Genomic DNA, 24,633 nt, shown 5'->3' with positions numbered 1-24,633 from the left:
GTAACATTAGAGAAATATAGAAATACCGCCGTGTTCCATATGTCGCAAAAGCGGCGTGACAAAGGAACATGCCGATAGGCTGGCCAGCGTGCGGCCCAGACGCTATTTTGCTCGAAACCGCTTGAATATACTGATAAATAGCGAATCTCATACCTATTTGCAGGAGGAGGTTCCGCCGCCTGGCAGCCTGATCGTCTTGACACCGCGCAAACCAACACGCCGGGCCTGGCCCGACCGGTCATAGAAGTTTTATATGGAACAAAGCCTTACGCGTTACATCTGGTCGCACACAAGGCGGCAGCAGCTTTTCATCCTGCTGATCGTCGCCCTGTCCATGATCCCTTACTTCCTCGCATTCGATCTGCCCAAGCAGATCGTCAACGGTCCCATTCAGGGAGACGGTTTCGAGGGGGCGAACGCAACGCAGCTTTTCATGCATCTCACGGTCGATATTCCCTATTGGGGCACCGTGACATTGTTCCCCGGGCTCGAGCTCAACCGCATGTCGATGCTGATGGCGCTCAGCCTCACCTTCCTTGCGCTTGTCATCATCAACGGGCTCTTCAAATATTACATCAATACCTACAAGGGCCGCCTTGGCGAACGGCTTCTCCGTCGTATCCGTTTTGAACTGATCGACAGAATCCTCCGGTTTCCGCCCACGCATTTCAAGCGCGTCAAGGGCGCCGAAATCTCCAGCATGGTGAAGGACGAGGTCGAGCCGCTGGGCGGATTTACCGGCGATGCCTTCGTGCAGCCGGCGCTTCTCGGCGGTCAGGCGCTTTCAGCACTCTTCTTCATCCTCGTGCAGAATTTCTGGCTGGGTCTGATCGCGGCCTTCATGGCCGCCATCCAGGTGGGCATCATTCCCAAGATGCGACGCCGCCTCATCGAACTGGGGCGGCAGCGGCAGCTGAGCGCGCGCCAGCTTGCCGGGCGCATCGGCGAAATGGTTGACGGCATCGGCACCATCCACGCCTATGATACGTCTAATTTCGAACGCGCCGATGCCTCGCACCGGCTCGGCGACATTTTCAAGATCCGCTACGATCTCTACCAGTGGAAGTTTCTGGTCAAATTCATCAATAACTTCCTCGCACAGCTCACCCCTTTCTTCTTTTACGCGCTCGGCGGCTATCTCACCCTCAAGGGCAGTCTCGATGTCGGCCAGCTGGTCGCCGTCATCAACGCCTATAAGGAACTGCCCGGACCGCTGAAGGAACTGATCGACTGGGATCAGGCGCGTCAGGACGTCCAGGTTAAATACGAGCAGGTCTTCGAGCAGTTCAACGCGCCAAACATGATCGATGACAAGGTCCAAAAACTATCGCCGGGAAGCGTCGCGGCAATCACTGCGCCGATCGTGGTCACCAATCTGACGCTCGAAGACGATAGCGGCAGCCGGCTTCTTGAGCAGGCAACGTTGAAGATCGAACCGGGCGAAGTAATCGCGATCGTTGGCGGCTCGGGAGCCGAGGCTTTAGCGGATGCAATCGGCCGCACACTTTGGCCGACTTCCGGCAAGATCAGCATCAACGACGTCGACATATTGGAACTGCCGGAATCGCTGACGGGACGGCGCATCTCCTATGTCTCCTCGGACAGTTATTTTTTCCACGCCAGCCTCAAGGACAACCTGCTTTACGGCCTGAAACACGCACCACTTGCGGACAAGGGTTATGAAGGTGCCGCACTGGAACATCGCAAATGGGAAATCCGCGAAGCCAAGATGGCGGGCAATCCGCTGATCGACATCAACGGCGAATGGATCGATTATGCTTCGAGCCCGGCGAGTGACGGTCGGCCGGAAAATCTCATCCAGGCCATTCTGGCAGTCCTCGACAGCGTCGAACTCTCGCAGGATATTCTGGAATTTGCGCTGCGCTCGTCCATCGATCCGCTGACCGACCTGCATCTGGCCGCCCGCATCGTGGAATTGCGGCATGTTCTGCGGGCCGAACTGGAAAAGGAAAACCTGAGCGGTCTCATCGCGCCCTTCGAACTGGAGAGCTACAACAGCGAAGCGACTGTTGGTGAGAACCTGCTGTTTGGCACCATGCGGGACTCCACCCAGACGATCAGGACCGTCATCGAAAGTGACTATTTCCGTTCGCTGATGCGTGAGACCGGCCTCGTCAAAACCCTGTTCGAGATGGGTTACACGATCGCCGAAAACATCGTGGAAATCTTCGCAGATCTGCCCGGAGATCACCCCTTCTTCCAGCAGCTCACATTCATGACGCCGGATGATATCCCGGTCTATCAGCAAATGCTGCAACGCCTTCAGGGTCGCGGTTTCGACGAGGCCAATGAAAGCGAAAAGCGCGCAATGCTGCGGCTGAGCTTCTTCTACATCGAACCCAGGCAGCGTTTCGGCCTTTTGTCACCGGAGATCATGAACCGGATCGTCGAAGTCCGGCACATGTTCCATGAAAACCTGCCCGACAGCCTGAAGAACGTGATCGAAATCTACGATCCGACAAAATACATGAGCGCCACCAGCCTCCTGGACAATATTCTCTTCGGCAAGGTCAGCCATCGTTATACGGATGCCTCGCGGCGCATCACCCGCATTGTCGCGGATGTCATGCGCAAGCAGGGCGTTTACGAGCGCGTTCTGGCAGTGGGTCTGGATTTCAATCTCGGCGCCGGCGGCAAGCGGCTCGGGCCGCTCCAGCGTCAGAAGCTCAACCTTGCAAGGGCATTGATCCGCAAGTCCGATTATTACGTCTTCAACCGCCCTCTCCCCGGCCTTGATCCCCGGCAGCAGGAGGAAATTGTCGAACGGGTCATCACACTCCTGCAACAGAACAACAATAACCCCTCGATCGTATGGGTTCTGTCCAATGCAACGCTCTCGCGTATGTTTGGCCGGGTCATCGTTGTCCACCAGGGCCTGATCACCGCCGACGGAAGTTACGAGACTCTCGCGGAGGAAAACGGTACATTCAAGGAAATGGTCGCAACATAAATCAAAGAATGTGGCCGAGGTGGAACAGGAACAGGGTAAGGCAATGCTATTCAAAGACGAAATTCAGATGTTGAAACGGGTCCCATTTTTTTCGGAAATGGAACCGTCAAAACTTAAACTGCTCGCATTTGCATCAGACCGCGTGTCCTATCACACCGGTGATGTTCTGTTCCGGCAGGGAGATGTCGGAGATGCGGCCTACGTTCTTTTGACCGGAAAAGTCGATGTTCTGGTCGATTCCCCATCGGGCACGCTGAAAGTGGCCGAAATGACCGGCAATGCGATCGTCGGCGAAATCGCCATCCTCTGTGACAGCGTCAGAACGGCAACCATCCGCGCTTCGACCGATGTGGAAGCGCTGCGGATCGGCAAGGAACAGTTCTTCAAGCTCATGTCCGATTTCCCCGACATCACGATCAAGGTCATGCGCGTTCTTGCCGAACGCCTCACCCAGACGACGACGGAACTGAGCAAAGCACGCGCAAACGCCAGAACATGAGCGACAATTCCTTGCTACCGTGACGGGCGATATTGGAAAAATAAATGTCGCACCATTGCAATATAAATGAAATGCTGACTGAATAAGGGGTAAAGGCATCCGCCAGAAAATGGCGGATATAAGAATCTTTAGAGACAACGGGCTTCATGGGAGGAAAGCGTGCAAGATTCCGTTGTTATTGGGGTGTGTCATGGCGTTCGATTCCGACACAGCAAGTCGGGAAAGTAATAGAAATTTTCGGGTAAAGATCTGGGGTGCGCGGGGAACGCTTCCTGTTTCAGGTGAAAACTTCCGAAAATACGGCGGAAATACCATCTGCATCGAGGTACGATGCGGAGATCACGTACTTTTGTTCGATGCCGGATCGGGATTGCATCCCGCTGGTCTGGCGTTGCGGGCGGAAGGCATTACCGACGTCAACCTGTTCTTCTCGCACTGTCATTACGACCATATTGTCGGCTTCCCCTATTTCAAGCCGTTTTATAACAGCTCCAATGATGTCGCCATCTGGTCAGGTCACCTCGCCGGCACCATGACGACACGGCAAATGCTCCGCGAATTCATGAGCCCGCCGTGGTTCCCCGTGCCGCTGGAAGTCTGCTGCGCAAAGATGGCGACGCGGGACTTCATGCCGGGTGATGCGCTCGATGTGCATCCGGGACTGACGATCAGGACCGGAATGCTCAACCATCCAGGCAACGCCATCGGTTACCGTCTGGACTGGGAAGGAAAATCCCTCGCCATCATCACCGATACCGAGCACGAGCCGGGCAATACCGACAATAACGTCCTCGACCTGATCAGGGACGTCGATCTTTTCCTCTATGACGCCATGTTCACCGAGGAGGAGATGAGCCTTTACCGCGGTTATGGCCACTCATCCTGGCAGGAGGCAATCCGCCTCGCAAAGCTCGCGGGCGCAAGAAATGTCGGCTTCATCCATCATGCCCCAAGCCGCAGCGACGACGAACTGGACGATATCGAAAAACAGGCAAAGTCTCAGTTCAGCGGCGCATTCGCAGCCATGGACGGCCAGATTATAGAACTCTGATCACAACTTTGCGCTGATCGCAGCCTGACCTGCCAAACGGTTTTTCGAAGGCCTGCTTCGACAGCCTTTGCCATGAGACCGGCATTCGAACACGCACAATTGACCGATTCCGATCGATTGCTCCACGATATTGCCACGAGGCGGCCTGCACTAAAGCAATCGCCACCACATATTGCATTTGATTCTACGCCGAATGGCCATTTGACGGGATTTGCATGATCCGTTTCTTTTCGGAGACCAATTTGAGACGCGCCCGGATTTTATCCGGCCTCATCATATTTGCTTTCGTCTTTTCCCATCTTTTCAACCATTCCCTTGCACTCATTTCCATCGATACCGCCGAGCGGGCGCGAAAATGGTTCAGCCTGATCTGGCTCAATCCCGTCAGCAGCCTGCTTTTTTATGGCTCGGTTGTGGTGCATGTCTGTCTTGTTCTGCGCTCGCTTTATCAGCGTCGAACCCTGCGCATGCCGCTTCGTGAAGCGCTCCAGGTCATATTCGGCCTGTCGATCCCATTTCTGATCATCGGCCACGCCGTCAATATCCGCGTATCGCATATGCTTTATGGCATTGATGTCGGCTACTACTCGGTCATCCGCCGGCTATGGATCAACAACCCGATACAGGGCATGTGGCAAAGCCTCGCACTGATCGTGATCTGGGTCCACGGATGCATCGGCCTCTATTTCTGGCTGCGATACCGGGACTGGTATCCACGCATCGCCGGGCTGTTCATGACGGTAGCGGTGATGCTGCCGCTTCTGGCACTCCTGGGTTTTAGCGATGCCGGTCGCTGGCTGGCGGAGATTGATGAAAAATACGCCCTTCCTCCCGGGCTGACCGACAATACCATTCAGAAAGACGAACTGCCGCTGCAACGGGAAATGGAGACGCGGATCCGCTTCATCACCGGCGCGACGGAGACCCTGTTCGCCGGCGCAGTGATGCTGGTATTCGTGCTGCGCGGTGTACGCAGCTTCCGGCAACGGCTGACGGCCATAGAAATCCGCTACGAACATGGCGCGCAGGCGCGTGTACCGGCAGGGCTCAGCATTCTGGAAGCCAGCCGGCTGGCGGGCATCCCGCATTATTCCGTCTGCGGCGGCAAAGGACGTTGCTCGACCTGCCGTGTCAGAGTTGTCGGCAGCAAGGGTCCGCTTCCGCCTCCCGGAGATATCGAGCAAACCACGTTGAGACGTATCCACGCCGATTCGGATGTGCGCCTCGGCTGCCAGTTGCGGCCCACCCACGATCTTGGGGTGGCGCTTCTCGTATCGCCACCGCAACAAAGCGACCTGCCGGCGGATGCCCAACCCGCACGACCCGGCACGGAAGAGGAGATCGCCATCCTCTTTTGCGATCTGCGCAATTTCACCACGCTTTCCGAAGCCAAGCTGCCCTACGACGTCGTATTTCTCCTGAACCGCTACTTCACCATCGTCGGCCAAGCCGTCGAACAGGCTGGCGGCCATCTCGACAAATTTATCGGCGACGGCGCCATGGCCCTCTTCGGACTTGGCGACAACGCGGAAAGTGCCTGCCGCAATGCCATGAAGGCGGCCGCGATCATCCTGCGGGAACTTTCCATCCTGAACGAGGGCCTGGAAAAGCAGTTTGCCGTCCGGCTGGAAGTGGTGGTCGGCATCCACGTCGGCCCCACAATCGTCGGCATCATGGGGTATGGCGCGGCGAAGACCCTGACCGCCATTGGCGACACTGTAAACGTGGCAAGCAGGCTGGAGTCCAAGGCAAAGGAATTCGGCGCCGCCATCGTCGTTTCCGAACCGGCCATCATTCAGGCGGGCCAGGAAATCGCCGATCTGCGAAGTGAAAAAATCGCCATTCGCGGACGAAACTCGCAAATGAAGGTCTTCCTGCTCTCCAAGGAAGAGAGCGAACGCTATCTATGAGACAAGCTCTGCACGCCTGCTGGCAGGCCGCTTGGTCTCAAATCTTTCGGTAGAGAAAATAGCGGTCGGTCGGCACGCTTTCCGGCACCGGCAGCGGCTTCAACACGGGATGATCGAGAGGCAGACCGCTGACCGCAACGCCCCCCTTTGCGAGCATGCCCGCAGCAAGATCAGGAAGCCATGTCAGGGTGATGGCATCCTTCTCGGGATAGCCGGTACCGATATCGGCATGCACCAGCGCCGCCTCAGCACCGATGAAGGCCGGAGCGGTTTGCGATATTTCGCCGATCACGAGATCTTCCTGAGGCGGAACGGAGGAGGCGTGTGCCCCCATGGCCCTGTCGAAGGCAACGATGCGGCGCTCCGGAAACAGTTCCCGCAAATGGTTGAATGTGCGCCCGTTTCCAAGCCCGATTTCCATAATCGCCCCCTCCGGAAGATCGAGATCGGCCTCGACGTGGTTGAGGATATCCCGCTGCGCGGTCAACCGGCGAATGAAACTGTCCAGTCTGCTCATATTCCGTCCGTTCATGAATGCCTGATGAGGGCTATCAGGCCTTGATGATGTGTTTTGCGGCTATATCCCGGCGCGCGAAGACATTTCGCGTATCGATGATCAGCGGCGACCACTCGCAAAGAGCGGCATAGTCGACATTGTCGTGATCCGTCGCGACGAGAACGGCATCAAAGGCGCCGATCGACTGCCTGTCCCATGCCACGGATTTCATGCCCATCAGGTGGCTATATTCCCGGGTTTTCGGGATTTCAGCCACGTGCGGATCATAATAGGCAGCTTCGCCGCCACGCTCCTGGATGAGCTCGATGAGTTTCAGCGAGGGACTTTCACGAATATCGGGCACGTTCTTCTTGTAGGCGAGACCGACGACCAGCACCTTCGAGCGGCTGAGCGCCTTGCCGGAATGGATATCGAGCGCTTCCGCCACCCGCCCGATGACATGGCGCGGCATGCCGGTATTGATTTCGCCGGCAAGTTCGATGAACCGCGTCGGCAACTCGTATTCCCGCGATTTCCAGGTGAGGTAGAAAGGGTCGATCGGTATGCAATGGCCACCGAGACCCGGACCGGGATAAAACGGCATGAAGCCGAAAGGCTTGGTTTTCGCAGCGTCGATCACCTCCCATATGTCGATGCCCATGGCCTCGTAGACGACCTTGAGTTCATTGACGAGCGCGATATTGACGGCGCGAAAGACGTTTTCGGTGATCTTCACGGCCTCGGCCGTGGCGTTTGTCGAGACCGGAACGATCTTCTTCACCACCGCACCGTAGAAGGCGGCCATCAGTTTTCCGGCAGCCTCACCATCGCCTGCGACGACCTTCGGAATGGTCGAGGTCTCGAAATCGCGATTGCCGGGATCTTCCCGCTCGGGCGAAAAGCCGATGAAGAAATCGACGCCGGAAACAAGCCCGGTGCCTTCCAGAATGGTTTTCACAACCCCGTCTGTCGTACCGGGATAGGTGGTGGATTCCAGAACCACAAGCTGCCCCTTGCGCAGATGCGCGGCAATATCCCCGCAGGTCTTTTCGACGTAGGAAAGATCCGGCTCGCGATATTTCGTCAAGGGCGTCGGCACGCAGATGGCGATTACATCACATTCGGCCAGCCTGGAAAAATCGGAGGTTGCGACGAAGCCGTCATTGCGCCGGACACTTGAAAGCACGTCGTCCGAGACGGCCTCGATATAGCTGCGGCCCGCATCGATAGCGGTAATTTTACCGGGATCGATATCAAAACCGACGACCTTGAAACCGGCCTTGGCAATTGTCATGGCAAGCGGCAGGCCGACATAGCCAAGGCCGATCACGCCCGCTCTGGCGCTCTTGTTTTCGATGCTGGAAAGCAGGTTCTGGGAGACATCTGGGGAAGTCAAAGCGTGTCACGCTCCGCGCATGTGCAAAAGATGCCTTTCAGTTGGGCAAGAATGGCCGGGCTGTCAAGGCTGCGACCTTTCAAATTCCGGTTGACGCCGCAGCCGCAGCCAACGCACAACCATCGGCATGAAGATCGCCTTTTATTCGCCGCTCAAATCGCCCAACCATCCCGTTCCCTCCGGCGACCGGTTGATGGCCCGTCTGCTGATGACGGCGATGGCCATGGGCGGCCATGAGGTTTCCGTCGCCTCCGAGTTGCGCAGCTTTCTGAAACAGGCGGATGATCCGGCGCGGACCTTGCTCACCGATGCGGCCAAACGCGAAATCGAGACCATTGCAGAGCGCTGGCGAAAGCAGGGCGCACCGGACCTCTGGTTTTGTTATCACCCCTATTACAAGGCCCCGGATTTGCTCGGGCCGGAACTGGGCAGGCGTTTCGATATTCCCTACGTCACCGCCGAGGCCTCCTATTCCCCGAAGCGCAACGGCATGGGCTGGCAGGCGGTTCAGGACGAATTGCTGGCCACACTGAATGCCGCCGCCGTCAATATCTGCTTCACCGCGCGCGATCGCGAGGGGCTTCTGCGCGCCTCCCCCACAATCCACCATGCGACCTTGCAACCCTTTATCGACGCCAGCGCCTTTCTCGAAAACGAGCCTCGCGCGACGCCGGCAAGGCTGATCACCGTCGCCATGATGCGGGCGGGGGACAAGCTCGACAGCTACCGCGCGCTTTCCGAAGCGCTTGCCCTCTTGCCGCAGGAGGTGCACTGGACGCTGGATATCGTCGGCGACGGGCCGGAACGCGCGGCCGTGGAAGCCCTGTTCAGCTCTTTTCCCGCTCACCGCCTTGTCTGGCACGGGGAAAAAACCGCGACGGAAATCGCTGCTCTTCTTTCCAAAGCGTCCCTTTACGTCTGGCCTGGGCATGGCGAAGCCTATGGTCTTGCCTATCTTGAAGCGCAGGCGGCCGGGCTGCCCGTGGTGGCCGAAGAAGTGGCAGGTGTTCCCGAAGTGGTGAAATCCGGAACCACCGGATTACTGACACCAGAAAATGATAAAGCCGCCTATGCCGGAGCAATTGAAACCCTGCTCGGCAATGACAGGCGGCGTGAAGAAATGGCAAGGGCGGCCCGACAATTCGTCAAGGATGAACGGTCTTTGCAAAACGCCGCGAAAGAACTGAACCATATCCTGTTGCGAGCAAAGGCACGAACATCATGAGTCTGGAAAAACTCGTAGCGGCACTGGACGAATGCGGACGGCGCGGCATAACCGCCGATCTCTGGCTGAGAGACGACGATGCGGTGGAGCCGACACAAGCGCTCGACACGCTGCTCGATCTTTGCGGCAGCTTTTCCGCTCCGGTCACGCTCGCGGTCATTCCCGAAATGACCACGGACAGGCTCGCACGGCATCTGGATGCTTCGAACATCGCCGAGATCGCCGTCCATGGCTGGTCCCATACGAATTATGCCGGCGAGAAAGAAAAGAAACAGGAACTCGGAGCGCATCGCGACCTGTCCATCGTTCTCGACGAACTGCAATCCGGGCTGGAAAAGCTGCACGATCTGCACGGTGCGCGCCTGGTGCCGATGCTCGTTCCGCCGTGGAACCGGATAGATGCCAGCATCGTGGAGGGGCTGACGGGCCTCGGATATGGCGCGCTTTCAGTTTTCGGCCCGGAGAAAAACACCCTGCCGCCCTGCCTGAACACCCATGTCGACGTCATCGACTGGCATGGCAGCCGAGGTGGCCGTGACGATGACATCCTTTTCGCCGAAACCGCCGCCCGTATCTTAACGACTGCGGAGAGTGGAGGCGCCACCGGTATTCTCACCCATCATCTCGTGCATGACGACAATGTCTGGCGTTTTCTGAGACGGCTTTTCGAGGTGACCGCCGGGCATCCCGCCGCCCGCTGGCGTTCCTCGGCAGACCTTGTCAACGAAATTTCACCATGACTTCCAGGCAATCAGCAGGCCGCCCGCCTCGGTGGCACCTTCTCGCCTGATCGCTTCCACCGCCTCAAACGGCGCGCGATCGGGAAGAGAGGCGGCAACAAAGGATGCAGGTGCAAGGCTGATGCTTCCCGCCCGGGCAATGACGGTGAAGATCAGCGGCCCTGTCGACCACCAGGCCGGCGCGCGCGGCATCTCCTCGATGATGCCGGGAAAGGCCGCCAGCATCCTGCGAAAGACGGGATGGCCGGCCGGAGTAGCGATAAAGGAATTGGCAAGAAGCATGCTGCCCTGCCCGGTATCGCGCGGCGTTTTTTCATCAAACGCCGTCAGCCCCATCAAGGGCAGGAAAGCGTCGAAACTCAGATCGTCCCTCGCCGGATACCAGTCACAATCGAGATAGATGCCGCCGAAACGTTCCAGCAGAATGTAACGGGCCACATCCACCGCTCCCGGATAATCGCCCTGATCCAGCATCGTTCTGAAGACGTCGTTTGCAAACACGCCTTCCCGCTCAAGATCGGCCTCGCGCCAGAGGCGATACTCGTAACCGTGTGAGGCCGCATGGGAAGCCCAGGCCTTGATCGATGCGGGCGGGGCCTTTTCACCAATCCATATCTGGTGAATGAGCCTCGGCACCTCCTCCCTGCTTTTCAGGTTGATCGTGCGGCGCTCTTCAGGCGAAAATTGTGCATATTTTGCCAGCACCCGCGGCGGCGGAACCAGCGTATATTGATAGCCGATCCTGGCGACCATATCGCCTTCGGCCTTGGCGAGACGCAGCCGCGCGGAATGAAGCCTGCGCGGCAAGCCGAGCACTGTTTCCTCGCCCATCAGGTGCCCGTCTTTTACTGCAACCAGCGATAGGAGAAGCGCATGCGCTTCCCCATACAGGCCTTCGTTTTGCAACTGCCGGGCTCTGTCCAGCTGGGCATCGTAATATTTCTTGTCGGACATGGATCCTCATCCAGAAACGCTCGTTAACATATCGTCAAACAAGAGCCGTCGCGCAAGCCGTCAGGTTTCAGAAGCCGGCTTTGAATTTGCTAAACAATTCGATGTTTCAGAAGCATAGACAGACAACAAACCCTGCGATAACGTGAATTTAAGCCCTCCTGAGCAAGTTGTCACAAGGCAACGATAAAGAGACGGCAAGGAACCCTTTGGCATGAGCGCAGGCGCAGATTTGCTCCGTATTGAAAACCTGCGGGTCTCGTTTTCTCTTATGGGTGGCACCATTGAAGCCGTGAGAGGCGCCAGCCTCCGCATTCTTCCGGGCAAAGTAACCGCGCTGGTCGGCGAGTCCGGCTCCGGAAAATCCGTCATCGGCCAGACGATCATGGGTATTCACCCCAAGACGGCCCGCGTGAACGGCCGCGTGCTCTTTACCGATCCTAAAAATACCGCCGCCGGCCCCGTCGATCTGCTGCAATTGCCGAAGGACGGCCGGGAGATACGGGCCATCCGCGGAAATCGCATCGGGCTGATTTTTCAGGAGCCGATGACGTCTTTTTCACCGCTGCACACCATCGGCAACCAGATCGACGAGGCGCTGAGAATCCACAGCATCCTGTCGCCGGCCGAGCGCGCGGAAAAAATGCATGAAACGCTGGATCTTGTAGGGTTTTCCAACCCGAAGAAGGTCGTGAACATGTATCCCTTCGAATTGTCGGGCGGCATGCGCCAGCGCGCCATGATCGCCATGGCGCTGATCTGTCGCCCGGCGCTTCTTATTGCCGACGAGCCGACGACGGCGCTTGATGTGACCATCCAGGCGCAAATCCTCAAACTCCTGCGCGATCTGCAGAGCCGGCTCAACATGAGCATGCTGCTCATCACCCATGATCTCGGCGTGGTGGCAAACATCGCCGATGAAGTGGCCGTGATCTATCAGGGCGAGATCATGGAAGCGGGCACGGTCGACGACATTTTCAAATCACCAAGCCATCCCTATCTCAAGGGCCTGATGGCCGCGGTGCCGCATTTCGACATGAAGCCCGGCGAGAGGCTGAAGGCGCTGCGCGAGATCACCGTCGATCATGAAAGCCTTGTCGGCAAGAAAACCGCCGCAGTCAACAAGACCCCCGGCCCGCTCCTGACGGTGGACAATATCAGCAAGACCTTCACGACCCGCAAGTCCAGCTGGTTCCGCAAAGGCGATGCCCATGCCACCAAGGCGGTCAACAGCGTCAGTTTTGACATCCGCCGGGGCGAATGCCTCGGACTGGTCGGCGAAAGCGGCAGCGGCAAGACAACCGTCAGCAAGATCCTCATGCGCGCCGTTCGCCCGGACGAAGGCTCCGTGACCTTTCACCGGCCGCAGGGCGATATTGATGTCCTCAATGCCAGGGACGGCGATCTCAAGGAGTTGCGCTCGAAGATACAGATGGTCTTCCAGGACCCGATCTCATCGCTTTCGCCGCGCATGACCGTGGGCAACATTCTCAGTGAACCGCTTCAAATCCATGGGCGGGGCGATGCGAATTACCGCGCGGAAAAAGTCCGCAACCTCGTCAAGGCCATCGGTCTTGGAGAAAGTGCGCTGAACCGTTACCCGCACAGTTTCTCCGGCGGCCAGAGGCAGCGTATCGGCATTGCCAGAGCCCTCGCGCTCGGTCCCGAGCTGCTGATCTGCGACGAACCCGTCTCCGCCCTCGATGTCTCCGTGCAGGCGCAAATTCTCAACCTGCTCAAGGATCTGCAAAAGGACCTCGGGCTTACCTACCTCTTCATCTCGCACAATCTGGCAGTGGTGGATTACATGGCCGACCGCGTGGCCGTGATGTGCGAGGGCCGTATCGTTGAGCTGGCGCCGCGGGAGGTCATGATGCGCTCACCCGTGCATCCCTATACCAAATCGCTGCTGGCGGCCGTGCCCTTCCCCGATCTCGACCGTCCGCTCGATTTCCGCACCATCGGCAAGATCAGCGCGACCGGCAAGTTCGACTGGGGCAAACAGTTCCGCGATGAGGGTGACGGCGAAATGATCTCTGCCGATCTGGGTGACGGCCATTTCGTTCTCGCAAACGGCAATGCCGATATCCGGGAGCTCCGCCCTTGATCACGCGCCGCACCACCCTTGCCTTGCTGGCCTCTGTCTTTTTGCCGGCCTATGCACGCGCCGCCTATACCGACCCTGCCTACTTCAAGGAAAAGCGGGAAAAGGGCGAATTGCCTGATATAGCGGAACGCCTGCCAAAAAATCCGCGCGTCATCGACATGAAGGCGCTTGGCCGCGAGCCGGGCAAACACGGCGGCTCCGTGCGCATGCTGATTGGCGGCCAGCGCGATATCAGGCTTATGCCGATCAGCAACTATGCCCGCCTTGTCGGTTATGACGAAAAATTCGAGCTTCATCCGGATATTCTGGAAAGCTACGATGTTCAGGAAGAGCGCATCTTCACCTTCAAGCTGCGTGAGGGTCACAAATGGTCCGACGGCAGTGACCTCACCTCAGAGGATTTCCGCTATTTCTGGGAGGATGTCGCCCTCAATAAGGAAATCCACAAGGGCGGTCCTCCGATCGAACTTCTGGTCAATAACCAGCCTCCCCTGATCGAGGTCATCGACCAGCTGACGGTGCGTTACACCTGGGAAGGTCCGAACCCGGATTTTCTGGCGAAGCTCGCGGCCGCCTCACCGGCGCGGCTGTTCCTTCCCGCCGCCTATATGAAGCAGTTCCACATCAAATATCAGACTGCAGAAAACCTCGCCAAGCTCATCAAGAAAAACAAGACGGATGACTGGAGCGGGCTACATATCAAGATGTCGCGGCAGGTCCGGCCGGAAAATCCCGCTTTGCCGACGCTCGACGCATGGCGAAACACCACCTCGCCGCCAGCCGAACAGTTCGTGTTCGAACGCAACCCCTATTATCACCGTGTCGATGAAAACGGCCTGCAACTGCCTTATCTCGACCGGTTCCTGCTGAACGTCACCTCGTCCGACATTATCTCGGCCAAGACAGCATCTGGCGACAGCGACCTGCAATATTTCGGCCTCGATTTCGCTGACTACACCTTTCTGAAGGATGCCGAAAAGCGCTTCCCCCTGAAGGTCAACCTCTACAAGCGCTCTCAAGGGTCGCGCATCGCACTTTTGCCTAATCTCAATTGCGCCGATCCGGTGTGGCGTGGCTATTTCCAGGATGTGCGCGTGCGCCGCGCGCTATCGCTGGCGATCAACCGGCACGAAATCAACATGGTCTGCTTTTACGGGCTGGCGAAGGAAAGCGCCGACACCGTTCTGCCGGAAAGCCCGCTTTACCGGCCGGAATTCGCAGAAGCCTGGAGCGCCTTCGACCGGGCGACGGCCAACAGGCTGCTCGATGAGGTGGGTCTCGACAAGCGCGACAGTGCCGGCATAAGGCTCCTGCCGGACGGCCGTCCGGCCTATATCATCGTCGAGACAACAGGCGAAAGCACGCTTGAGACCGACGTGATGGAACTGGTGACGGATCACTGGCGTCACGTCGGCATTGCGGTTTCCGTCCGCCCCACGCAGCGCGATGTCTTCCGCAAGCGCGCCATGGGCGGCGAGGTGCTGATGTCGGTATGGATGGGCATGGACAATGGCGTGCCGACGCCCGACATGCTGCCCTCCGGCCTCGCACCCACCGGCGACGACCAGCTGCAGTGGCCGGTCTGGGGCATCCACTATCTCTCCGGCGGACGTGAAGGCAAGGAGCCCGATCTGCCGGAGGCCGCCCATCTGCTCGATCTCCTGAAGAAATGGCGCCGAAGCGTCACCGAGGAAGAACGCGAAGCCATCTGGCTGGAGATGCTGGGAATATATACACAGCAGGTGTTTTCCATCGGCATTGTCAACGGCGCGCTTCAGCCCGTCGTCCATGTCAAACGCATGCGAAACGTGCCGGAAAAGGCGCTTTTCGGCTATGAACCCACCTCGTATCTCGGCGTCTACCTGCCGGATGCCTTCTGGTACGACGGAGACGCCTGATATGCTGCGGTATATTCTCAAGCGCATCCTCGTCATGATCCCCACGCTGATCCTGATATCGATGCTGGTCTTCACCATCATCGAATTGCCGCCGGGCGATTATTTCGAAAGCTATGTCGCCGAACTGCGCGCCATGGGCGAGACGGCGAACCTTGCCGAAATCGAGGAGCTGCGTACCCGCTATGGCTTCGATCAGCCAGCGCCGATCCGCTACTTCCGCTGGGCAACCGGCATGCTGGTCGGCGATTTCGGTTACTCTTTCGAATATCAGCTGCCCGTCAGCGATGTGGTGGGGGATCGCCTGTGGCTGACGGTTCTGGTGTCCTTCGTCACCATCATCGTCACATGGCTCCTCGCATTCCCGATCGGCATCTATTCCGCCACCCACAAATACAGCTGGGGTGACTACGGCCTGACCTTCCTCGGCCTGCTCGGCATCGCCATCCCCAACTTCATGCTGGCGCTGATCCTGATGTATTTCGCCAATATCTGGTTCGGCATTTCCATCGGCCATCTGATGGACCGGGAATATCTGAACCAGGCGATGAGCTGGGCGAAGTTCAGGTCGATCCTCGAACATATCTGGATCCCCGTCCTCATCATCGGCACGGCCGGCACGGCCGGCATGATCCGCCGCCTGCGCGCCAACCTTCTGGACGAATTGCAGAAACAATATGTCGTAACGGCGCGCGCCAAGGGGCTTCACCCCTTCAAGGTGCTGATCAAATATCCCCTGCGCATGGCGTTGAATTTCTTCATTTCGGACATCGGCTCGATCCTGCCTGCCATCATTTCCGGCGCGGAAATCACCGCCGTCGTCCTGTCGCTCGAAACCACCGGTCCGATGCTCATCCGGGCGCTGCAGAGCCAGGATATGTATCTCGCCGGTTCGTTCCTGATGTTTCTTGCTTTCCTGACGGTGATCGGCGTTCTGGTATCAGACATCGCCCTTGCCATACTCGACCCGAGAATTCGCTTTGGAGGTGGTAACGTCAAATGACTTCATCCATCCCGAACTCAGGCGAAGCACTGCCCCATTACGTCTCGACGGCGCCATTCGATCCGTCGCTCATCGAACCCAACACGTCCGGAATGGCGGCCTTCAGCAAGGCGTCGCAGTTGCGGCTCATGTGGTGGCAGTTCCGCCAGCACAAGATCGCGGTGTGGTCCGGCGCTTTTCTGGTGGTGCTTTATCTCTCGATCCTGATCAGCGAGTTCCTGGCGCCGTATAATCTCCACACCCGCAATATCGAGCATATCTACGCTCCGCCGCAGGCTATTCACCTCTTCAATGACGGCAAATTTGTCGGCCCCTTTGTCTATGGTCGGGAAATGACACTCGACATGGACAATCTGAGGCGCGTTTACCGCGATGTACCGACGGATATCCAGCCGCTGCGCTTCTTCTGCAAGGGCGATACCTACCGTTTCTGGGGCATGTTTGACGGCAGAACCCACCTCGTGTGCCCCGCCGAAGGCGGTGAAATGTTCCTGCTCGGCACCGACCGGCTGGGACGCGACGTGCTGTCGCGCATCATCTACGGCGCACGCATCTCGCTGACCATCGGCCTCCTCGGCGTCGCCATGAGCTTTGTTCTCGGCATTGTGATCGGCGGTTTAGCCGGTTATCGCGGCGGCACCTTCGATCTCATCGTTCAGCGCATCATCGAGGTCCTGCAATCCATCCCGAGCATTCCGCTATGGCTGGCGCTTGCGGCGATCATGCCCGTGACCTGGAGCCCAATCCTCGTCTATCTCGGCATCACCATCATTCTCGGCATGCTGGACTGGACGGGACTGGCGCGCGCCGTGCGCTCCAAATTGCTGGCGCTTCGCGAAGAAGACTATGTTTTGGCTGCGCAATTGATGGGTGCGGGCACGCCGCGCATAATTGGCAGACACCTTATCCCCGGCTTCATGTCGCACCTCATCGCTTCGGCAACGCTGACGATACCGGGCATGATTCTCGGCGAAACCGCGCTGAGCTTCCTCGGCCTCGGCCTCAGGCCACCGATCACAAGTTGGGGAATTCTGCTCACGGAGGCGCGCAGCGTCAGCGTCATTGCGCTATATCCGTGGCTTCTCATACCGACGATCCCGGTCGTTCTCGTCATTCTGGCCTTTAATTTCTTCGGTGACGGACTACGTGATGCTGCGGATCCCTTCAGATAAAATGGAACACCTTTTGATGAACTGCTCTTCCGCCATCGCCTTTTTTGTGAAAGGCAAAAAGAGGTGTGGCCCATGACCTCCCGTTTGAACGACGCGCGTATCCTCATGTACAGCCACGATTCCTTCGGCCTCGGCCATCTGCGGCGGTGTCGCACGATTGCGCATGCACTGGTGGAGGATTATCGCGGCCTCAACGTTCTCATCATTTCCGGCGCGACCATCGCCGGCGCTTTCGATTATCGCGCCCGCGTCGATTTCGTGAAAATTCCGAGCGTCATCAAGCTGCGCAACGGGGAATACACCTCGATGGACAGGCATATCGATCTTCAGGAAACGCTGAAGATGCGCCGCTCCATCATCTATCATACCGCCGAAAGCTTTAAGCCGGATATCTTCATCGTCGACAAGGAGCCCATGGGCCTTCGCGGCGAGGTGGAGGAGACGCTGGCCTATCTCAAGGGGCAGGGAACCAAGCTCGTCATCGGCCTGCGCGATGTCATGGATGCGCCGCAACTGCTCGAAGCGGAGTGGAAGCGCAATAACGTCATGACCAAGATCGGCCAGTTCTATGACCATGTCTGGGTCTACGGTCCGCCGGATTTCCACGACCCGCTGACGGGGCTCGATGTTCCTAAGAACGTTCGCGACAAGATGGATTTCGTCGGTTTCCTGCAGCGGTCGAAAACGCAGGCGGAAACCGTGGCGCACCGGCCGGAAGGCGACTATCTTCTCATCACCACCGGCGGCGGCGGCGATGGCAGCGAGCTGATTGACGACGTCATCAATGCCTACCGCCATGACAGCGAACTGACGCACAAGGCGCTGGTGGTGCTCGGCCCCTATATGCCGGCGGATCAGCGCCAGCGCTTCATGAGCAGCGTTGCCGATATCCCGCATATCGAGATCATCGAATTCGACAATCGCATGGAAGACCTCGTTGCCGGCGCGCAAGCCGTCGTGTCGATGGGCGGCTATAATACCGTCTGCGAGATTTTGTCCTTCGACAAGCCCGCCCTCGTTGTACCGCGTACGGTGCCGAGGGAAGAGCAGCTTATCCGCGCCAGCCGCGCGTCGGAACTCGGCCTTTTCGACATGCTTCTGCCGGAGGATGCCGAGAACCCCGCAAAAATGGCGGCGGCTCTCAAGGCGCTGCCAAACCGTGCACCGCCCTCCGTCAATTCGCGGGATCTGAAGCTCGACGGTCTGGAAAACATCTCGAAACGGATCGCCGAATGGCTGCCGCCCGAGGGCGAGCGGGCGCCGATCACGCTGACCGCGTGACCGGTTCCCTGACAATCACCGCTTCAAAAGAGACACGCGCAACGTGACAGATACAAAAAAAATCGTGGTGCTCCTCAAGGGCTATCCGCGCCTGTCCGAGACTTTCATCGCCCAGGAACTTCTGGGGCTCGAAAAGGCCGGGCTCACGCTGGAACTGATGTCCATGCGCCGGCCGACGGATAAAAAACGCCACCCCGTTCATGATGAGATCCGCGCGCCCGTCACCTACCTGCCGGAATATCTGCATGAGGAGCCGATCCGCGTGCTGAAGGCGCTGTGGGCCTGCCGCAAAAAGCCGGGCTTCACCAAGGCGCTCCGCCGCTTTTTCAGCGATCTGCCGCATGATCTCAGCCGCAACCGCTTCCGCCGTTTTGGGCAGGCCGCCGTGCTTGCCCACGAATGGCCAGCGGATGCCGAATGGCTGCATGTCCATTTCATCCACACACCCGCCTCGGTCGCCGCCTATACCCATCTCATCACCGGCACACCCTGGACGATTTCGGCGCACGCGAAGGACATCTGGACCTCGAGCGACCGTGACCTTGCCGCCAAGCTGCAAAGCGCCCGCTGGGCCGTGACCTGCACGGCGAGCGGCTTTCAGCACCTTCGCGACCTTTCCGGATCCAAGCAGAATGTGCACCTAAGTTATCATGGGCTTGATCTCACCCGCTTCCCGCATTTCGACGCCCCTCGTCCGCAAAGAGATGGTTCAGACGCTGACGATCCGGTCAGGATTTTGAGTGTCGGCCGCGCGGTCAAGAAAAAGGGCATCGACATTCTGTTGCAGGCCCTGGCCTCGCTTCCGCAGGATATCCATTGGCGCTTCACCCATATCGGCGGCGGTGACGAACTTGCAGCGCTGAAGAAACTTGCCGACGAGCTTGGCATTGCCGACAGGATCGTCTGGACCGGGGCCATGGACCAGAAGCAGGTGCTGGAGAATTACCGGGAGGCGGACCTCTTCGCCCTTGCCTGCCGCATCACCAGCGATGGTGATCGTGACGGCCTCCCCAATGTGCTGGTCGAGGCCGCCAGCCAGGCAATGACCTGTATTTCCACCAATATATCAGGCATTCCGGAATTCTTCGTCAGCGGCGAAAACGGGCTGCTGACCGAGCCGGAAAATCCGGCCGCCTTCACTGAAGCTCTGCGCACTGCCATCACCGATCCGCAATTGCGCCAGCGTCTGGGAAGTGCTGCTGAAAACCGTGTCAGAACCGCCTTTGACAATCGCACCAGCATTGCCGAGCTGAAGGCCCTGTTCGAGACCGAGTGGGAAAAAACGCCATGACCGACATGGAAAAACGCCCCGTCGTTTTCTTTTACGTCCAGCATCTTCTGGGTATCGGCCATATCGCCCGCGCCAGCCGCATTGCCAACGCCCTTCAGGCGGATGGTTTCGATGTCGTTCTGGTAACGGGCGGCACCCCGGTTCCGGGCTTTCCCGGTGAAGGCATCCGCCACGTCGAATTGCCGCCCATCGCCGTCAGCGATGGCAGCTTTTCCGGCCTTGTCGACAGTTCCGGCAAACCGGTGGATGACGACTTCAAAAAGCTTCGAACAGACATGCTGATCGGCGCCTATCACGGTGCAAAACCGGATATCGTCATCATCGAGGCTTTCCCCTTTGGCCGCAGACAAGTGCGTTTCGAATTGCTGCCGCTTCTGGATGAGATCGAGGACAGCGAACCGCGCCCGCTCGTCATGACGTCGCTACGCGACATTCTGCAGGAAAAAACCAAACCGGGCCGGGACGAAGAAACCGTGTCGCTGGTGAAAAAACATTTCGACGCGGTGCTGGTTCATGGCGATCCGGATTTTGCCCGGCTGGAAGAGACCTTCCCCCTTGCCGATGAAATCAGCCAGCGCATCGTCTATACGGGTCTTGTTGCACCGCTGCCACCCCCCGAACCGGCGGAGAAATTCGATATCGTCGTTTCCGCAGGCGGTGGCGCGGTGGGAGCAACGCTCGTACGAGCGGCACTTGAAGCCGCCCCGTTGCTGGACGGCATCAAAAATTGGTGCCTCGTCACCGGCCCCAACATGCCACAGGTGGATTTCGAGGCAATCTCGGCTGAGGCGGCGGACAACGTATCCGTCTTCCGTTTCCGCAAGGATTTCGCAAGCCTGCTTGCCGGCGCGCGGCTTTCGGTTTCGCAGGCCGGCTACAACACCGTCTGCGATATTCTTCAGGCAAAATGCCGCTCGCTTCTGATCCCCTTCGCGGCGGGCGGCGAAACGGAACAGAGCGCCCGCGCCGAACGACTGGCGCGGCTGGGACTGGCGCAGGTGCTGGAGGAGAAAGATATCTCCGCGCAATCCATGGCAGATGCCATCAGGGCCGCATTGGCTCTGCCAGGCCCGGATACGATCAAACTCGATCTCGACGGCGCTGCCGGAACGGCTAGAGCCTTGCTCCGCCTTTTTGATGAGCGGTGAGGATCGCCTTTAATTCGCGAACCGCCGCTTCGTCTGTTCCCTTGCGCCCATCGCCGGTGAAACCGAGCTTCGCAACCTTGCTTTCCGGATCATAAGATGGAACGGCGGAACAGGATGCGTGGATTTCCGTGATCGGAAAGCGGTCCAGCAATGTCTGCACGATCTGTGGACGCACGCCCGCACCTGGCATGATGACGATCCGGCCAGCGGCCCTCTCGGATAATCGCGCCAGCGTCTCCATGCCCTCAAGCGCCGAACGCGCGCCGCCGGAGGTCAGAATTCTCGGGAAACCGAGCGCAATCGCGGCCTCCAGAGCCTCCTCCATGTCGGGAACGACATCAATCGCCCGGTGCAGCGTCAAATCCAGTCCATCGGCGTGGCGGCGCAATTCCTCGAGCAGTGGAATATCAAGCGATCCGTCGCCAAGCGATGCGCCGAGCACCACGCCGGAAAGCCCCGCAGCACGCGCCGCATCAATATCGCGTTTCATCACATCGGCTTCGTCACGCGTGAACACGAAATCACCGGCGCGCGGTCTGATCATCACGCTGACCGGTAATCCATAGGCCGCCGCCCGCTGCATGAAACCCGCAGACGGTGTGACGCCGCCACCGGACAATGCCGCGCAGAGCTCGATACGATCGGCACCGCCCCTGACCGCCGCTTCCAGCCCGGCCACATCGTCCACGCAAATCTCGAGAATCATCGTAACCTCTTTCATTCGAACGTGCTCTGTTCACGCACCGGGTTATCCGAAAGCCGCCCACACTTTTCGGCCCGACGCTCTACCTGCGGCGACCCGTCCCATCAAGCGCATAGAGCATGTAAACGCCGCCGAGACCCACAACTGCTCCCAGAATGGAGGTTCCCGAATAGCTTGTGACAAATGTGCCCAGGGCGAAAATCAGCGCACCCAGACCGGCACCAAGGAAGATATTGACGGCGATCAGCGAGCTTCCAAGCCCCGGCCGATCCGCGATCAGCTCCTGCAGATAGGTAATCGGGATACTGATGATGGCCGCCGCGCCCAGCGCGCTGATGACGGTTTGTGCGTAAATGTGCCATGGCGCGGAAGCGAGCCCCTGCAGGATGAGATAGATGGCATAAAGCACCGCTCCCGCCGCCAGCGTCAGCGTTTGCGGCACCTTTTTCTCGATCCAGCCCCACAGGAGAATGAAAACGATTTCCAGCGCCGCGACGATACCCGCCACGATACCGATATCCGCGACCGTGCCCTGCGCCTGACCCGTTATGATCAGCGAACGTATGGAATCATTGAGATGCAGCATCGAGCAGATCAAGGCGATGGCAATGATCCGCAGCAGCACCCGCCGCGACCCGATTTCCGCGAGCGAGGCGCGCAGGCCGAACCGCGCTTCGGTGTTCACGGTCGCCGGCGTGGCAGCGCGCGGCAGGCAAAAGGCGACAAGCAGAAAGCAGATAAGCGCACAAATACCCGAGAACAGGAAAGCCAGCAGCATATTGCCGGAATTCACCAGAAAGATACCGACGATACCAGGCACCAGCACCCAGGACAGCGAGATGGTGGCCCGCATGATCGAATTCACGGCGATCATGTCACCCGTCGAAAGATTACGGGCATCGGCGCGCACATGTGCAAAGATCAGCGAATTCATCGCCCCGAAAATCGGCAGGAGGACCAGCTTCGCACTGATGAAAGCCATGGCGTTACCGACGAGATAAACCAGCAGGTAGCCGCTGACGCCGAAGAGCGCGATGAGCAGCATGGGCTTGCGATATTCGCCCAGCCTGTCGGCGACGATGCCCATCAATACGCTGGCGCTGACATTGATGACGGCGGCAAACAGCATCAGCAGGGAATAGACGGTGTTGCTGAGCCCGATTTCGCGAATGCCGATGACCGCCTGATAGGGAGCGGTGGCTGCATTCGAAAACCCGAAAAACAGAATGGCGAGCGCCCCGATGCGGATCGACGGATTATTGATAACGATGAAAAGAGCCGACGGCATGGATATTCGCCTGAGATGATCCGGCATCGCCGGATCGCTGGATAAAAGCTATCGAACCGCCGTCATCGCCAGCGGGCCGAAAGGATGGGTTTCGGGATATAGTCGAAATGAGGCTTCCATGGGTAAAAATCGCCTTCCCGGCGGCGATTGGGAAGATTTTCGATATCCTGATTGATAACCCCCTCCGTCAGCGCCATGAGATTGGGATTGGCGATCGGCGCCAACTCCGGCGAAAGATAACCGGATTTGACGACCAGCAGCCTCACAGCCTTCGGATCGAAGCCCAGACGGGTGAAATCCGCGATCATGTGATAGGGCCTGCGCCTTGCGGCCAGAATGACGATGATGCCGCCGATGCCGACCACCGCCTGCCGCTGATCCGCAGCACCGGGATCGTCCAGTTTCAGAACATGGGCTTCGACCGTGACGGACGGGCTCTCCGGATCTAGGCTGCCGCCAATCTTCAGGGAAAGCGTCGCGTTCTCACCTGCCGCAAAGCAGGCTTCGACGGCCGGCCTGTCGGTGATGCCGCCCATCAAAGCGCCCTGCCAGTTGCGTTTAATCAGCGCCGCCAGAACATCGGCGCGATCGCCCACGCCGCCGCCGGTCGGATTGTCACCCGAGTCTGCGAGAATGATCGGGCTGGTGGCCGTTTTTTCCGCAATATCCAGAATGGCCCCGAGCGGTTCGGTCACGGGGCCGAAACGGAAATCCTGCCGGGCATTCCAGTAGGATTGCGCGATCTCGGCGGCAACCGCTTGCGCGGCCTGCCTGTCCGTCCCCGTCACCACTGCGCAGGCCGTTGCCCTTGGTTCGTCTGCCCAGACGTAACCGATCATGAAATTCGCATCCCATATGCCCGGACGGGTATCGTGATCCGGCAGGACGGCATAGAGGCTTTTGGCCGGTTCATCTTCCGTGGAGGTCTTTTCACCCGGCAGCAGCACGGGGATTTTCGCCCAGGCCACGCCGGGCTTCTCACCTGTTTTCAGAGCCTTGATGAGCATCGTCCACGCCCGCACCATCGTCTCGCGCACATCGATATGTGGCGCAGTTCGGTAGCCGGCGAATATATCCAGCTGATCGACAATCGTCTGGCTGACATTGCCGTGCAGGTCGTAGCTGGCGGAAATGATCACATCTGGCCCGACCACGGCGCGGGCGCTGGAAATCCAGTCGCCCTCCGCATCGTCCATGCCTTCGACATTCATCGCGCCGTGCATTGCGAGATAAAGTCCATCCAGCGGCAGTGAAGCCTTCAGACGCTCGAGAAATTCCTGCTTGAACGCGTCATAGGCCGCGCGCGATACCGGACCACCCGGCACCGCCCGCGCATGAAGCAACGGCAACACCTCCGCCCCGCCTTCGCCGAGGAAATTGAAGTACTCGGCTTCCGGCAACTCTGCGCCGCGGAAAACGCGAAAGTCTTCCTGGCGCATCAGCACCGGCGAATAGGTGCTGCATTCGGTATGAATACCACCAACGGCAATACGCATCTCGCCTGCC

General features: G+C 58.7%; 19 protein-coding genes. 13 read left to right on the top strand and 6 right to left on the bottom strand.

Annotated elements, in window-relative coordinates:
• Positions 1 to 253 precede the first annotated feature (253 nt).
• The 4 genes from OK142_RS14800 (at position 254) to OK142_RS14785 (ending at position 6,431) form a co-directional block, all read left to right on the top strand.
• Positions 254 to 2,971: an ABC transporter ATP-binding protein gene (locus OK142_RS14800; protein ID WP_003492285.1), complete on the top strand. Its 2,718-nt coding sequence runs from the start codon at positions 254 to 256 to the stop codon at positions 2,969 to 2,971.
• A gap of 43 nt (positions 2,972 to 3,014) precedes the next feature.
• A complete protein-coding gene (locus OK142_RS14795; RefSeq protein WP_035222069.1) occupies positions 3,015 to 3,470 on the top strand; it encodes a cyclic nucleotide-binding domain-containing protein in 456 nt (151 codons plus the stop codon).
• A gap of 190 nt (positions 3,471 to 3,660) precedes the next feature.
• The gene (locus tag OK142_RS14790) at positions 3,661 to 4,521 is read left to right on the top strand and encodes an MBL fold metallo-hydrolase (protein ID WP_051032414.1); all 861 of its coding nucleotides are present in this window, start codon (positions 3,661 to 3,663) and stop codon (positions 4,519 to 4,521) included.
• 215 nt (positions 4,522 to 4,736) lie between these two features.
• Complete coding sequence (locus tag OK142_RS14785) at positions 4,737 to 6,431, top strand: adenylate/guanylate cyclase domain-containing protein (RefSeq protein ID WP_498683546.1); 1,695 nt, start codon at positions 4,737 to 4,739, stop codon at positions 6,429 to 6,431.
• A 37-nt stretch (positions 6,432 to 6,468) separates the two neighbouring features.
• Here OK142_RS14785 and OK142_RS14780 read toward each other — a convergent pair whose 3' ends face one another.
• Both OK142_RS14780 and OK142_RS14775 read right to left on the bottom strand, forming a co-directional pair.
• Complete coding sequence (locus tag OK142_RS14780; RefSeq protein ID WP_498683545.1) at positions 6,469 to 6,948, bottom strand: class I SAM-dependent methyltransferase; 480 nt, start codon at positions 6,946 to 6,948, stop codon at positions 6,469 to 6,471.
• A 34-nt stretch (positions 6,949 to 6,982) separates the two neighbouring features.
• A complete protein-coding gene (locus tag OK142_RS14775; protein ID WP_498683544.1) occupies positions 6,983 to 8,323 on the bottom strand; it encodes a nucleotide sugar dehydrogenase in 1,341 nt (446 codons plus the stop codon).
• 127 nt (positions 8,324 to 8,450) lie between these two features.
• Between OK142_RS14775 and OK142_RS14770 the strand changes: the two genes are divergently transcribed.
• Together OK142_RS14770 and OK142_RS14765 are read left to right on the top strand one after the other, a co-directional pair.
• Positions 8,451 to 9,548 (top strand): glycosyltransferase family 4 protein, encoded by a 1,098-nt coding sequence (locus OK142_RS14770; protein WP_498683542.1) that lies wholly within the window; start codon positions 8,451 to 8,453, stop codon positions 9,546 to 9,548.
• The gene (locus OK142_RS14765; RefSeq protein WP_498683541.1) at positions 9,545 to 10,288 is read left to right on the top strand and encodes a polysaccharide deacetylase family protein; all 744 of its coding nucleotides are present in this window, start codon (positions 9,545 to 9,547) and stop codon (positions 10,286 to 10,288) included. The genes OK142_RS14770 and OK142_RS14765 overlap by 4 nt, the downstream gene beginning before the upstream one ends.
• Here OK142_RS14765 and OK142_RS14760 read toward each other — a convergent pair.
• The gene (locus tag OK142_RS14760; protein ID WP_498683540.1) at positions 10,280 to 11,242 is read right to left on the bottom strand and encodes a glycosyltransferase family 32 protein; all 963 of its coding nucleotides are present in this window, start codon (positions 11,240 to 11,242) and stop codon (positions 10,280 to 10,282) included. The two genes, OK142_RS14765 and OK142_RS14760, sit on opposite strands and share 9 nt — an antisense overlap.
• Positions 11,243 to 11,453: 211 nt before the next feature.
• Here OK142_RS14760 and OK142_RS14755 point away from each other — a divergent pair, with 211 nt between their 5' ends.
• The 7 genes from OK142_RS14755 (at position 11,454) to OK142_RS14725 (ending at position 21,136) form a co-directional block, all read left to right on the top strand.
• Positions 11,454 to 13,346 carry an ABC transporter ATP-binding protein gene (locus OK142_RS14755; RefSeq protein ID WP_498683538.1) on the top strand — a complete coding sequence of 631 codons (1,893 nt, stop codon included), beginning with the start codon at positions 11,454 to 11,456 and terminating at the stop codon, positions 13,344 to 13,346.
• Positions 13,343 to 15,244, top strand: a complete 1,902-nt coding sequence (locus OK142_RS14750) for an ABC transporter substrate-binding protein (RefSeq protein WP_498683537.1) — start codon at positions 13,343 to 13,345, stop codon at positions 15,242 to 15,244. Before OK142_RS14755 ends, OK142_RS14750 begins: the two co-directional genes overlap by 4 nt.
• A gap of 1 nt (position 15,245) precedes the next feature.
• Entirely contained in the window at positions 15,246 to 16,244 is a 999-nt protein-coding gene (locus tag OK142_RS14745) for an ABC transporter permease (protein ID WP_137038283.1), read from the top strand.
• On the top strand, positions 16,241 to 17,416 hold the full coding sequence (locus OK142_RS14740; RefSeq protein WP_498683534.1) for an ABC transporter permease: 1,176 nt from the start codon (positions 16,241 to 16,243) through the stop codon (positions 17,414 to 17,416). The genes OK142_RS14745 and OK142_RS14740 overlap by 4 nt, the downstream gene beginning before the upstream one ends.
• Before the next feature lie 72 nt (positions 17,417 to 17,488).
• On the top strand, positions 17,489 to 18,697 hold the full coding sequence (locus tag OK142_RS14735; RefSeq protein ID WP_035241152.1) for a glycosyltransferase family protein: 1,209 nt from the start codon (positions 17,489 to 17,491) through the stop codon (positions 18,695 to 18,697).
• A gap of 43 nt (positions 18,698 to 18,740) precedes the next feature.
• Positions 18,741 to 19,988, top strand: coding sequence for a glycosyltransferase family 4 protein (locus OK142_RS14730; protein WP_498683532.1), 1,248 nt, complete (start codon positions 18,741 to 18,743; stop codon positions 19,986 to 19,988).
• Entirely contained in the window at positions 19,985 to 21,136 is a 1,152-nt protein-coding gene (locus OK142_RS14725) for a glycosyltransferase family protein (protein ID WP_498683531.1), read from the top strand. Before OK142_RS14730 ends, OK142_RS14725 begins: the two co-directional genes overlap by 4 nt.
• Here OK142_RS14725 and OK142_RS14720 read toward each other — a convergent pair.
• The 3 genes from OK142_RS14720 to OK142_RS14710 form a co-directional block, all read right to left on the bottom strand.
• Entirely contained in the window at positions 21,102 to 21,842 is a 741-nt protein-coding gene (locus tag OK142_RS14720; RefSeq protein ID WP_498683529.1) for a copper homeostasis protein CutC, read from the bottom strand. The two genes, OK142_RS14725 and OK142_RS14720, sit on opposite strands and share 35 nt — an antisense overlap.
• A gap of 79 nt (positions 21,843 to 21,921) precedes the next feature.
• Entirely contained in the window at positions 21,922 to 23,127 is a 1,206-nt protein-coding gene (locus OK142_RS14715; RefSeq protein WP_498683527.1) for an MFS transporter, read from the bottom strand.
• A gap of 62 nt (positions 23,128 to 23,189) precedes the next feature.
• Complete coding sequence (locus tag OK142_RS14710; RefSeq protein ID WP_498683526.1) at positions 23,190 to 24,623, bottom strand: M81 family metallopeptidase; 1,434 nt, start codon at positions 24,621 to 24,623, stop codon at positions 23,190 to 23,192.
• Positions 24,624 to 24,633: the final 10 nt, after the last annotated feature.

The organism is Agrobacterium sp. BT-220-3 (assembly GCF_025910175.1).
GTDB classification, from domain to species: Bacteria; Pseudomonadota; Alphaproteobacteria; order Rhizobiales; family Rhizobiaceae; genus Agrobacterium; species Agrobacterium oryzihabitans.
Note: the sequence above shows the minus strand (reverse complement) of the source record. Positions and strands in the feature narration are given on the sequence as shown.

Excerpts from the sequence above, each read along its gene's own strand:
- OK142_RS14800 (WP_003492285.1), top strand. The coding sequence starts at position 254 with ATGGAACAAAGCCTTACGCGTTACATCTGGTCGCACACAAGGCGGCAG.
- OK142_RS14795 (WP_035222069.1), top strand. The coding sequence starts at position 3,015 with ATGCTATTCAAAGACGAAATTCAGATGTTGAAACGGGTCCCATTTTTT.
- OK142_RS14790 (WP_051032414.1), top strand. The coding sequence starts at position 3,661 with ATGGCGTTCGATTCCGACACAGCAAGTCGGGAAAGTAATAGAAATTTT.
- OK142_RS14785 (WP_498683546.1), top strand. The coding sequence starts at position 4,737 with ATGATCCGTTTCTTTTCGGAGACCAATTTGAGACGCGCCCGGATTTTA.
- OK142_RS14780 (WP_498683545.1), bottom strand. The coding sequence starts at position 6,948 with ATGAGCAGACTGGACAGTTTCATTCGCCGGTTGACCGCGCAGCGGGAT.
- OK142_RS14770 (WP_498683542.1), top strand. The coding sequence starts at position 8,451 with ATGAAGATCGCCTTTTATTCGCCGCTCAAATCGCCCAACCATCCCGTT.
- OK142_RS14765 (WP_498683541.1), top strand. The coding sequence starts at position 9,545 with ATGAGTCTGGAAAAACTCGTAGCGGCACTGGACGAATGCGGACGGCGC.
- OK142_RS14760 (WP_498683540.1), bottom strand. The coding sequence starts at position 11,242 with ATGTCCGACAAGAAATATTACGATGCCCAGCTGGACAGAGCCCGGCAG.
- OK142_RS14755 (WP_498683538.1), top strand. The coding sequence starts at position 11,454 with ATGAGCGCAGGCGCAGATTTGCTCCGTATTGAAAACCTGCGGGTCTCG.
- OK142_RS14745 (WP_137038283.1), top strand. The coding sequence starts at position 15,246 with ATGCTGCGGTATATTCTCAAGCGCATCCTCGTCATGATCCCCACGCTG.
- OK142_RS14740 (WP_498683534.1), top strand. The coding sequence starts at position 16,241 with ATGACTTCATCCATCCCGAACTCAGGCGAAGCACTGCCCCATTACGTC.
- OK142_RS14735 (WP_035241152.1), top strand. The coding sequence starts at position 17,489 with ATGACCTCCCGTTTGAACGACGCGCGTATCCTCATGTACAGCCACGAT.
- OK142_RS14725 (WP_498683531.1), top strand. The coding sequence starts at position 19,985 with ATGACCGACATGGAAAAACGCCCCGTCGTTTTCTTTTACGTCCAGCAT.
- OK142_RS14720 (WP_498683529.1), bottom strand. The coding sequence starts at position 21,842 with ATGATTCTCGAGATTTGCGTGGACGATGTGGCCGGGCTGGAAGCGGCG.
- OK142_RS14715 (WP_498683527.1), bottom strand. The coding sequence starts at position 23,127 with ATGCCGTCGGCTCTTTTCATCGTTATCAATAATCCGTCGATCCGCATC.
- OK142_RS14710 (WP_498683526.1), bottom strand. The coding sequence starts at position 24,623 with ATGCGTATTGCCGTTGGTGGTATTCATACCGAATGCAGCACCTATTCG.